At 38.6% G+C, this 11,208-nt stretch carries 10 protein-coding genes; 4 read left to right on the forward strand and 6 right to left on the reverse strand.

Translation table 11 applies throughout. The annotated features are described in order from the left end of the window. Position 1: 1 nt before the first annotated feature. Complete coding sequence (gene pheT, locus ABZC96_RS00270; protein WP_373028241.1) at positions 2–2,335, reverse strand: phenylalanine--tRNA ligase subunit beta; 2,334 nt, start codon at positions 2,333–2,335, stop codon at positions 2–4. Further along, positions 2,332–3,324: a phenylalanine--tRNA ligase subunit alpha gene (gene pheS, locus ABZC96_RS00275; protein ID WP_373028242.1), complete on the reverse strand. Its 993-nt coding sequence runs from the start codon at positions 3,322–3,324 to the stop codon at positions 2,332–2,334. Before pheS ends, pheT begins: the two co-directional genes overlap by 4 nt. Before the next feature lie 363 nt (positions 3,325–3,687). On the opposite strand from pheS, the gene ABZC96_RS00280 reads away from it, so the two are divergent. Beyond that, on the forward strand, positions 3,688–4,041 hold the full coding sequence (locus tag ABZC96_RS00280) for a histidine triad nucleotide-binding protein (RefSeq protein WP_373028243.1): 354 nt from the start codon (positions 3,688–3,690) through the stop codon (positions 4,039–4,041). A 186-nt stretch (positions 4,042–4,227) separates the two neighbouring features. Here the strand turns inward: ABZC96_RS00280 and ABZC96_RS00285 are convergent, their stop codons facing one another. Further along, entirely contained in the window at positions 4,228–6,063 is a 1,836-nt protein-coding gene (locus tag ABZC96_RS00285; protein WP_373028244.1) for an ABC-F family ATP-binding cassette domain-containing protein, read from the reverse strand. Between the two features lie 289 nt (positions 6,064–6,352). On the opposite strand from ABZC96_RS00285, the gene ABZC96_RS00290 reads away from it, so the two are divergent. After that, positions 6,353–6,559 carry a hypothetical protein gene (locus tag ABZC96_RS00290; protein ID WP_373028246.1) on the forward strand — a complete coding sequence of 69 codons (207 nt, stop codon included), beginning with the start codon at positions 6,353–6,355 and terminating at the stop codon, positions 6,557–6,559. A 60-nt stretch (positions 6,560–6,619) separates the two neighbouring features. Here ABZC96_RS00290 and ABZC96_RS00295 read toward each other — a convergent pair whose 3' ends face one another. After that, positions 6,620–6,829 carry a hypothetical protein gene (locus ABZC96_RS00295; RefSeq protein WP_373028247.1) on the reverse strand — a complete coding sequence of 70 codons (210 nt, stop codon included), beginning with the start codon at positions 6,827–6,829 and terminating at the stop codon, positions 6,620–6,622. 91 nt (positions 6,830–6,920) lie between these two features. On the opposite strand from ABZC96_RS00295, the gene ABZC96_RS00300 reads away from it, so the two are divergent. Beyond that, complete coding sequence (locus ABZC96_RS00300) at positions 6,921–7,127, forward strand: DUF1450 domain-containing protein (protein ID WP_373028248.1); 207 nt, start codon at positions 6,921–6,923, stop codon at positions 7,125–7,127. Positions 7,128–7,145: 18 nt separating this feature from the next. Here the strand turns inward: ABZC96_RS00300 and ABZC96_RS00305 are convergent, their stop codons facing one another. After that, positions 7,146–7,592 carry an OsmC family protein gene (locus ABZC96_RS00305; RefSeq protein WP_373028250.1) on the reverse strand — a complete coding sequence of 149 codons (447 nt, stop codon included), beginning with the start codon at positions 7,590–7,592 and terminating at the stop codon, positions 7,146–7,148. 119 nt (positions 7,593–7,711) lie between these two features. Between ABZC96_RS00305 and ABZC96_RS00310 the strand changes: the two genes are divergently transcribed. Then, positions 7,712–9,151 (forward strand): YdiU family protein, encoded by a 1,440-nt coding sequence (locus tag ABZC96_RS00310; protein WP_373028252.1) that lies wholly within the window; start codon positions 7,712–7,714, stop codon positions 9,149–9,151. Positions 9,152–9,215: 64 nt separating this feature from the next. Here the strand turns inward: ABZC96_RS00310 and argH are convergent, their stop codons facing one another. Continuing rightward, positions 9,216–10,601, reverse strand: a complete 1,386-nt coding sequence (gene argH, locus ABZC96_RS00315; protein WP_373028254.1) for an argininosuccinate lyase — start codon at positions 10,599–10,601, stop codon at positions 9,216–9,218. Between the last annotated feature and the right edge of the window lie 607 nt (positions 10,602–11,208).

Raw genomic sequence — 11,208 nt, forward strand, 5'->3', positions numbered from 1 at the left:
TCTATCTCAATTCAGCTTTACATTCTGTCTCAAGAGCCATCATAATTTGCCCAAGCACTGTTTCTATATCACTGTCTTCAAGTGTTTTTTCCATAGATTGAATGAAGAAACGTACTGTAAGACTCTTCTTATCACCCAACTTCTCATCTTCGTATATATCCACAGGGTAAGTATCTTTAAGCATTGGAAGTTCCAGTGCATTAAGCACTTTAGCCACTTCATAGTAGTTCAAAGATTTATCTATCACTACAGATAGGTCTTTATAGACTCCCTGGAACTTAGAGATAGGTGTTGCATTAATATGTGTTGGCAAAAAGGCATCAAAATCAAGTTCCGCGATAAATGTCTCAGGGATACCAAAACTCTCCTGCACTGTTGGATGAAGCTTTGAAAGGAACCCGCATACCTTACCATCTACAATGATATTTGCTGATTGATATGGGTGTATAAGACCATTGTTATAGGTACAAGGTACCAGTTCAAAGGCACCGATAACCGCGCCTACTTTTTGGGTAAAAGAGGCGAAGTCTATCATCTTTGGTTTTCCGGCATTTCTTACATTTTCACCTTCAAGCTGTCCTGAAAAGACAAAAGAGATCACTTCACTCTGTTCTCTTTTACTTCCAAAGACTGCGCCCATCTCAAACAGAGGGATAGATTTTTTACTATAACTCACATTACGCTTCACAGCATTAAGTAAATTAACCAAGATTGTAGATCTAAGTGTATTGAGTTCTTCAGCTATAGGATTAGCCAGTTCAAATGCCTCGTCTACCGTAGAAAAACCATATTTTTCCAAAAGGGCTCTTTCAGAAAATACATAAGATACATTTTCATAAAATGATACACCAACTGCGCGATTCTTAAATTCTTTTTTGGCTTGATATCTATCAGTTGTATCATTAAGACGCGATTTTTCAGCAAATACAAAAGGTTTTGCTTCGATATTATTGATTCCTATGATACGTACGATCTCTTCAGCAATATCCTGGATATGTTTAATGTCATGTCTAAAGTGTGGGACCACTGCAGCAATCACCTCATGACCCATAGAGTTTATCTCAAATCCGAGTTTTTGAAGTATCGTTACGATCTTGCCTATTTCAACATCCATACCAATAATTGATGCAATCTCTTTTGCATCTACGATAACCGTTTCATGTTCTCTTTCAACGCTCACATTCAGTGAACCTTCATAACAAGAGATATCTGTATAACTATCCATCATAGAAGCGAGAAAAGATAAACCAAAATAAAGATCAGGGTTAGCACCTCTAGATGTTTTATAATACAAATCATCTGTTTTGAAAGAAGTGGTTGCGACTGCCTCAACTAAAGTATCGGGGTTGATATAACTGGCCTCGATTAAAAGTTCTTTTGTCTCATCATTTGCTGTGGCTTCTGCCTCTTGATTGACACCTACCACAGAAAGTACTTTTCCATTACCCAGAACTTCTATCACACCTTTTGTTTTTGCTACAGGATATACTGAGATTTTGTTTTCACTGTTACGGAAGGTTCTACTGTCATATGCACGCAATATAACACCTGTAGTGTGTGTTGCATACGCTAGCATACTTGCAAGTTTTCCTTCAGCTTCTACGCCTACCATTGCTAAACGCAACTGCACCAAGAAGTTACTGGAAATATTTTCTATGGTTGCCAGTTTATAGTGCAGATCTGCATCCATTTCACCTGAATGACGAAGCTCTGCTTCTCTGGCGATACCAAGTTTGATCTTCTCTTCTTGTTTATATTCAAAAGATTTCATCTCTATGTCAAGTGCTGCACTCAGATCTCTTGCTACACCATAGATGCTGAGACAGTCACCTCTGTTGGCTGTAAGTTCAAGCTCGATGATCGTATCAGCTACCTTCTCATAGGAACCAAACTCTCTACCTACTTCAAGCTTACCGATACTTTCATCAAGTATCATGATCCCTTTACCCCTATCTGGCAGACCAAGTTCAGAAGAGGCACACACCATCCCTTCACTCTCAACACCACGAAGTTTCGCATGCTTGATGACAAAATCACCAGGGAGTACAGCACCTATCGTTGCGACTGCCACATACTCTGCATCCACAACATTGGCTGCACCACAGACTATCTGTCGTGTTCCGCTTCCAACATCTATCTGACATACGTTCAGTTTATCTGCATCAGGATGTTTTTCACAAGAAATGATCTTCCCTATCACTACTTTTTGAGCTATCTCTATTTGCGTAATACTGTCAACTTCCAGTCCGATGGAATTAAACGTTTCGTAAAGCTTCTCGTTAGAGACTTGACTAAGGTCAACAAATTCATTTAACCAACTTCTTGTTACTATCATCTAAACTGCTCCAACAAACGAATATCACCCTCAAACAAAGATCTCAGATCAGGTATTTTGTGCATAAGCATTGCAAAACGCTCTACACCCAACCCAAAGGCATAACCACTTACATTTTCATATCCTACTGCCTTAAAGACATTCGGGTCAACGATACCACATCCAAGTACTTCCAACCAACCTGTATGCGAACAGACTCTACATCCTTCACCTTCACAAAAGATACAAGAGATATCTACTTCCGCAGAAGGTTCGGTAAACGGGAAGAAACTTGGTCTAAAACGTACTTCAACATCTCCAAACATATACTGTAAAAAATCTGTCAATATAGACTTGAGATTCGCAAAACTCACTTTGCCTTTATCGTCAACCACAAGACCTTCTACCTGATGGAACATTGGTGTATGCGTGATATCATAATCACGTCTAAATACAGACCCAGGAGCAATCATACGAATAGGAGGTTTTGTTTCCAGCATCGTACGTATTTGTACAGGAGACGTGTGTGTTCGCAGTAGCCCACCATCTTTAAAATAAAAAGTATCTTGCATATCACGTGCAGGGTGGTATTTAGGAAGGTTAAGGGCTTCGAAGTTATGGAAATCATCTTCGACCATAGGACCACTCTCAACAGCAAAGTTCAACGCTACAAAATAATCAATGATCTTGTCCATCGTCTCCATCACCGGGTGCAATGCACCTTTTTGTGCCAATGTGCCATACAGTGAAACATCTATGGCTTCACTTTTAAGTACTTTTTCTATCTCTTCAGACTTAAGTACTTCGTAACGAGCATCAAAACTTGCTTGTAAAGAGGCCTTACTTTTATTCAGTCCCTCTGCAAATGCTTTTTTCTCTGGTCCAGGTACATCTTTCATCTTAGCAAACTCCACTGCCAAGACACCCTTCTTTCCAAAAAGCTCAACACGCACTTTTTCTAATGTTTCAAGCGAATCAGCCTGAACAATTTTTTCTTCTAAATTTTCCATTTTGCTCCATTTATAAGCCGTATATAGAGCAAAGCCCCATATACTATGTTTCAATGTTAAAGCATGACTTAGAAAAAAACTAAATTTTTTTCTGAACACTAAGTTTACTTCAGCAATAGGCTCATGTGACTGTTCACATTACAATGAGCTCTATACTTAAATAAACAGTTATCATATTCTTTATAATTGTTGTGATTTTATCCAAAAGTTACTAATAATGGGATTTATTACTACTTATCTGTGTTATACTTTACATCTATAAAGCTTCAAATCAATACACTATACCCATGCTTGACATGGTATCGACAAGTTGATATGATAAGCGAAATAATAAAATAAATTAACCAGTTAAAGGACCCAAAAATGTGCATATTTTGCAAAATCGTAAATAAAGAGATACCAAACAATACTGTCCATGAGAGTGAACATTTTTTAGCATTTCATGACCTCTATCCAAAAGCACCTATACACATTCTCATTATCCCTAAAACGCATGTAGATTGTTTTCAAGATGCCACCCCGGAGACTATGGCAGGATTGACTATTTTTGCACAGGAAGTAGCAACAAAAGTGGGTGTGGACAAGTCAGGGTATAGACTTGTAACTAACAACGGTGAAGATGGAGGACAAGAGGTAAATCACTTACATTTTCATATGCTAGGCGGAGCAAAACTCGCATGGGATCACACGCACGAAGACGCTCACAAGAGTTTATAAGAACCCTCTTGCTCTTCTCCTCCTCCATCAATAATGTCGTTCCGAACGCCCTTGAAAGCGGAGCGATTCGAGAGGAACGACGCTTTTTGTTACTTTTTCTAAAAAAGTAAAGAGAGAAACAACGCCACAAGTAAGCTACTAGGGCAATTTCCTAAAATTATAAACTTAACATGCACAACAAATTAATTATGCGTCAATTTCCTCAAGTTTGAGTTCATACTCAGCTACGATCTCATCATCTTTTTCCGTAGCTATTTCTAAACGTTCAAACAGCGCATCCACTTCTTGCTGTACAAGCCCTACTTCACGTGAAAGCTCCATAATAGCAGCATTATCACTGCTACTTGATGCTTTTTCAAGCTCTGCATTTTTAGCTTCAAGTTCTGCTTCAACCTCTGCAATTTTCTCTTCACAAAATTTAATCTCTTTTGTGTAAGGCTTACGTACTTCATTACGTTCCTGTGTCACCGCTTTACGTAGTTTCTTACGTTCTTTATGGTTGATCTTAGGTTTTTTCTTTTTAGGTGCAGCACCTTCTTCCTCTTCCCAACCTATCTTTTCAAGGAACTCATCATAGGTACCGTCAAAGTACTCTGCCCCACCCTTATGGAAAATAATGAGTGCATCAGCTAATCTTCTTAAAAGCATCTCTGAGTGCGTAACCATAATAAGTGAGCCTTCAAAATCATCTATGGCATCTGCAAGTGCATCGATCGACTGCATATCAAGGTGGTTGGTAGGTTCATCAAGGAACAACAGGTTCGCAGGGGTTCCAATGATCTTACCCAACATCACACGACTTCTCTCTCCTCCGGAAAGGACTTCTATCTTCTTATCTCCTAGTTCGCCAGAAAACATCATGCGCCCAGCTATATTACGTGCTTGAGGGATACCTATATCTTTACTTACTGAAGCGATCTCATCCACTATGGTAGATTTTACATTCAGTCTTTCTATGTTTGTTTGTCCAAAGTGTGCAAATGTCGTTGAAGGATGAAAATCAAGCTTTCCCTGTTGATGTGGTAATTCTCCTGCAATGTAGTTCAGCAATGTTGACTTACCCTTACCATTTTTACCGATAATAGCCAAACGCTTACCCTTCTCCATAGCAAAGGTCACCCCCTGAAAAAGTGGCTCATCAGGGTTATATCCAAAGCCTAGATCTTCTGCACGAAAGATGACTTTCGCAGGTGTCTCTTTGTAGCTGAAGTTAAATGACAAATTGGCATCACTTTGCAAGTCCTCCATGTCATCCATTTTGTCAAGTTCTTTTTGCTTAGACTGAGCAAGTGCAGCTGTAGAGGCTCTTGCTTTATTACGTGCTACAAAATCTTCAAGATCTTTACGCTTTTTATCTTGATTTGCTTTCGTCTTTTCATAGGTTTCATCTTCCATTTCAAGCGTTGAGTAGTACTTATAACTGTCACCCTGAACCAAACGAAGCCCTTTACGCTGAACACCCATTGTGTGTGTCGTCACAGAATCCATAAAGTCACGATCGTGCGTGATGAGTATCACTTCACCTTCAAACTCTTTAATGAACCCTCTTAACCATCGTAAAGAGATAATATCCAGATAGTTGGTAGGTTCATCCAGCAGTAACATATTTGGCTCTGTTGCCAAAAGCTTTACAAGGTTGATACGTATCTGATACCCTCCGGAAAAACTCAAAGGATCTTTATCTAGATCTTCTTCTGTAAATCCAAGTCCAAAGAGAAGTTTTTCTATCTTGTAAAAGTTCCATTGTTCATCTTCAGGAAGTACAAGTGCACACTCTTCACGTACCGTCTTTTCTGTAAACTCCAAGTGCTGACGAAGTGTACCTATCATATAATTTTTAGGGATGCTCACATCTCCGGAGTCATAGCTCTCTTCACCAAGAATTATCTTAAAAAGCGTAGATTTACCAGACCCGTTACGTCCTACAAAACCTATCTTCTGTCCTTGAGAGAGCTTGAGATTGACATCATTAAAAAGCGTTTGTCCGCCGAAACTTTTAGAGAGGTTGGTAAGTTGTATCATTTGTATATCCATATATGGGAAGATTTTTAACCCAAATTATGTAATGATCTTATGAAAATAGTCTTTGAGCTTGTGTTTAGGGTGCTTGCAAAAAATTTGAGGTTAACCCATTGGTTAAATGATGATTTTTTGTAAATATCCTAGACGCAATGACAAATGCTAGTTTTATGATGCCTATTACATAATTTAGGTTGCAATTATATCCAAAAGTGTATTAGGTCACATAACATATGTTTGAAAGTAATTTCATTCTATAATGAACACATAACATTTTTCAAAAGGATAAAAAATGAGCGATACTAACTTAAAACACTTAGAAAAGATTAAAGATACCATTGATAAATCAAATACACTTACAGAAGAAGAAAAAAGTGATTCCATGAAACGTATCGAAGAGTGGTACAGAGAAGATCAGGCATCTGGTACTTTTTTACAGGAGTTGAGTGAACTTTCACCGACGATCAAAGCACTACTCGCTGAACTTGGACTTATCTAACATACTACCCTGCTTTTTAGCAGGGTAGTATCCAACTTCCAACTGTAGTAGCTCTATCTACTAATAATCCTTAAACTCACCCGTACTCAATTTCATCTTCAAACCATCAAGTGCCTCTTGCATAATATCTATAATCATATTTCCAGCTAGCTTTGCATCAGCTTCAGGCACATCCCAATTCGTAATTTTCATATTGACCTTAAAGATCGCATTTACTTCGGAGATGATCTCATTTTTTCTTCCTAAAATATCTTGTTCTACTGGATTCATAATATGTCCTTTTAGTATATGAGCTTAATAATATAGTACTCCTCTAACATTAAAAAGTATCTGAAGCAGAAAAAATATGCTATAGTTAAGTATGAAAATACAAATATGTAAGAAATTCTCGAAAATAAATAAGCTTCAGAAAAAACTCACGAGAGCTTTTCCTGATGATACGGTTAGTGTAAAATCATGTATCAGTATGTGTAAGCTGTGTAAAAAACAGCCTGTAGCCAAAGTAAAGGGAAAGAAACTCAAATCAAAACGTATCTCAAAGCTCATCTCAAAGATAAATGAGCTCTAAAACCTACGAACAACACGCTCAGCCAAATCCATCTTCAAGCGGTACGCTCATAGAGATGAGTTCTTCTTTTTCAGCTATCATCTCCCCATTTTGAATGATCGTATAACTTACTTTCACTGAATCACGGATAGAGTTTACCGTCGTACAGTAACTCTCCAAAGATGCCCCAATATAACGCTTCGCTTTAGTTGTATCAAACTCTCCGTCAAATTCAAAAATAATATGCATAAATGCAAATTTCATAGGAACAGAGTCTGTTCGCTCTATCTCTGCCTTTACAGAGTAGTTATTCACTTCATACCCATCATTCTCAGCCATCATCACAAGGTCTATCCCCGTACATCCTATGATACTCGTCGCGAAATACTCCACAGGGGTGATCTCTTTACAATCTAAAATATAAGAAGACTTTGTTGTATTTGCCTTAAACTTCTTATCACCTAGATACTCTACCGATACATTCATATCTACTCCTAAGATTTTTTGTCATAGTGTACAGTAAATGACTTATATTTTTACCATAAATGTCATCATAGTGTGTGAAGCTTACCTGACCTTAAGGATAACAAATGTAAAACCTCTTTATGACACTAGATAATCTTAAATATAAAACTGCATATCTTTCGCTGGATAGCGAATTTTACGATATGACCGATCCCATACCACTTGATGATCCTTATCTGATCAGCTTCAATCCCAATGCCGCAAAACTAATTGATCTTGATAGCAGCAGCAAGGATGATCCCCGTTTTGTAGCATTGCTCAACGGTACCTTCATCCCCAAAGGGACACGTCCCTTTTCCATGTGTTATGCAGGGCATCAGTTTGGAAATTACGCACCACGTCTAGGAGATGGAAGGGCTATCAATCTTGGAAGTATCAATGGATGGAACCTTCAAACCAAAGGGAGCGGTGAAACAAGATATGCACGTACGGCAGACGGTCGTGCCGCCATGCGCTCTTCCATTCGAGAGTACCTGATGAGCGAAGCAATGCACCATCTTGGTATTCCCACTACACGTGCCCTTGGTATCATCGGATCACAGACGAAGATCATACGAAATCAAATAGAGAACGCAGCCATCGTCATGAGACTATCACCAAGTTGGGTGCGTTTTGGTACATTCGAATACTTTTACTATTTTAAAGAATACGATAAACTCAGATCACTCGCTGACTACACCATCACCGAATCCTACACACATCTGCAAGATGATGAAGATCGTTACTACAAGTTTTTTTGTGAAGTTGTTGATCGGACGGCTAAGCTGATTGCACAGTGGCAAGGACTGGGTTTTTGCCATGGCGTGATGAATACAGACAACATGTCCATTGCAGGTCTCACCATAGACTATGGACCCTATGCTATGCTGGATGATTTTGAGTATGGCTTTGTCTGTAACCAGACCGACAAGGCAGGCCGTTACAGTTACGGTGACCAACCCAATGTCTCCTACTGGAACCTTACCATGCTCTCCAAAGCACTTTCTCCTCTCATCGACAAAGAGAGAATGCAAAAAAAACTCGATGATTATGGCAACTTCCTCTACCCCGATGCTTACATAGATGTGATGAGAGAAAAACTGGGGCTGGAAATGAAGCTGGATGAAGATGTCGAACTCATCACCGATCTGGTAGGCACCCTGCAAGATGCCTACATTGACTATACCTTTTTCTTTCGAACGCTCAGCCGCTATGATGGTGACAGGATGCCTCTCTTTGATATCGCCATGAATCCAGTGCCCGTTGACGGCTGGCTTAACATGTATGATAAACGTTTGTCAAAAGAAGTCCATACACAAGATGAGCGCCAAAAAGCAATGCTAAAGACCAACCCAAAATATGTGTTGAAAAACTATATGCTCCAAGAAGCAATAGACCTTGCACAAAAAGGGGATTTCTCTATGGTAGAGACACTGCTGCATATAGCAGCACATCCATTTGACGAACTACCGGAGTGTGAACGTTTCGCGGGGGAGACACCAGAGGAACACAAAAATGTCTGCCTCTCCTGTTCGTCTTAATGACGATGAGAAGTATATAGTTTTCATCTCTTTAATATAGAAATTGAAAATAAATTTATAAATATTATAGTTTATTCAGCCACTTCTTCAAACTCTCTATCTGTTCTAAAGTTCTTACTGTAGCAGTTCCACCTTCAGATTTACGGGCATTCATAGAGGCGCGGTTGTCAAGAAGTGCTACTACACCTTCTCCTATACGTTCGTCTATGCTTTGTAAGTCTTCTAAAGAAAGTTCTGAGATGTCTAGCCCTTTTTCTTCTGCCAAGTTTACTGCATTACCGGTGATATGGTAGGCATCACGGAAAGGTAAGCCTGCTTCTTTCACGAGGTAGTCTGCAAGGTCTGTAGCTGAGAGGTGGCCTATCATACATGCTGCTTCCATTTTGTCTACATTGACTGTCATGTCTGCTATCATCTCTTCAAGAACCTGAAGTGAAAGTGTTGCTGTTCTTACAGAATCAAATACACCTTCTTTGTCCTCTTGCATATCTTTGTTGTACGCAAGTGGCAAACCTTTCATCACTGTAAGAAGTGCAACGAGGTTACCATTTACACGTCCTGTTTTCCCTCTAAGAAGTTCAGGGATGTCCGGGTTTTTCTTCTGTGGCATGATCGAAGAACCTGTGGCATGTCTGTCAGAAAGAGTCACCCATCTAAATTCACTTGCAGACCACAAGATGAGCTCTTCACTTAAACGGCTCATATGCATCATCATAGTAGAGATGTTAAAGAGTATCTCCAGTGCAAAGTCTCTGTCACTTACCGTGTCAAGACAATTCAATGTTGGTGCATTGAACCCGAGTTTATCTGAAGTGATCTGACGAGAGATATTATGAGGTGTACCAGCCAATGCAGCACATCCTATAGGAGAGTAGTTATTACGCTCATAAGAGCTTATAAAACGCTCATAATCACGTTTAAACATACTTGCATAAGCCATCATATGGTAACCGAAGTTTATAGGCTGTGCATGTTGCAGGTGTGTCATACCAGGAAGCATGACTTCTGCATTTTCTTCTGCTACATTTATAAGTGTTTTGATGTTCTCTAAAAGCAGGTTAGCGATGGCTTTTGTGTTGTTCTGTACATAGAGTCTAAAGTCAAGTGCAACCTGGTCATTTCGGCTACGAGCTGTGTGTAGGCGTTTACCCGCGTCCCCTACTTTTTCAGTGAGTCTACCTTCGATGGCCATATGGATGTCTTCATCATCACCATCAAGTTTAAATGCTCCAGACTCTATCTCACCCAGGATCTCATATAATCCGCCTTCTATCTTCTCATAATCATCATTAGAGATGATACCCTGTTCACAAAGCATATATGCATGCGCTCTTGATCCCTCTATATCTTCAGCATAGAGTGCTTTATCAAATGGCAGTGAGTTATTAAGATCTTGAAGTAATTGTGAACTCTTTTCAGAGATTCGTGCAGAGGCTATTTTTTTAGACATGATTGTTTCCTAGGAAATTGATAATTATGAGTATTTTATCGTAAAGAACGTTTGATTAGGTTTTAGAAAATAGAAGGTACAAAGAGGCAGCCCAAACTAGAAGAACATCAAAAGAGATTTAGTACTTTTGGACAAGGTGAAAACATGTTCAATTAGAATGTTTAAAACAGCTGCCTTTTGTAAATAAATTATATATATTTATTATTAAAATATCATTAATAATTATGATGAAGTTCAATTTTAATGATAAATATAAATTAATTAGGGCTAATCCATAAAATATTAGACAAGAAAAAAGTATAAAATAAATTAAGAATCGTGATCTAAGTTAAATTCTAAGGGGAAAAGTATAAATGAAGAGCCTAAAAAAAGGGAGTGTATTAAGGAGATAAGGCTCTTCTAAAAAAAGATAACCGGGACAAGAGAAACAAGGAAGTTTACAAATTTTGGACAAGGAGTAAAACAAATCTCTTGAAAGGGAAGTGGTTACCTTTCTAAATATATTATAAACGATAGGGGTTAATGGTGAGTAAATAAACTATTAATAGTATATCAGATAGTAAGATCATTCGTAAACTAGAGGTATTTAAACAGTAAAAAAGCTAAA

The sequence above is a fragment of the Sulfurovum sp. genome (assembly GCF_041551015.1).
Taxonomy (GTDB): domain Bacteria; phylum Campylobacterota; class Campylobacteria; order Campylobacterales; family Sulfurovaceae; genus Sulfurovum.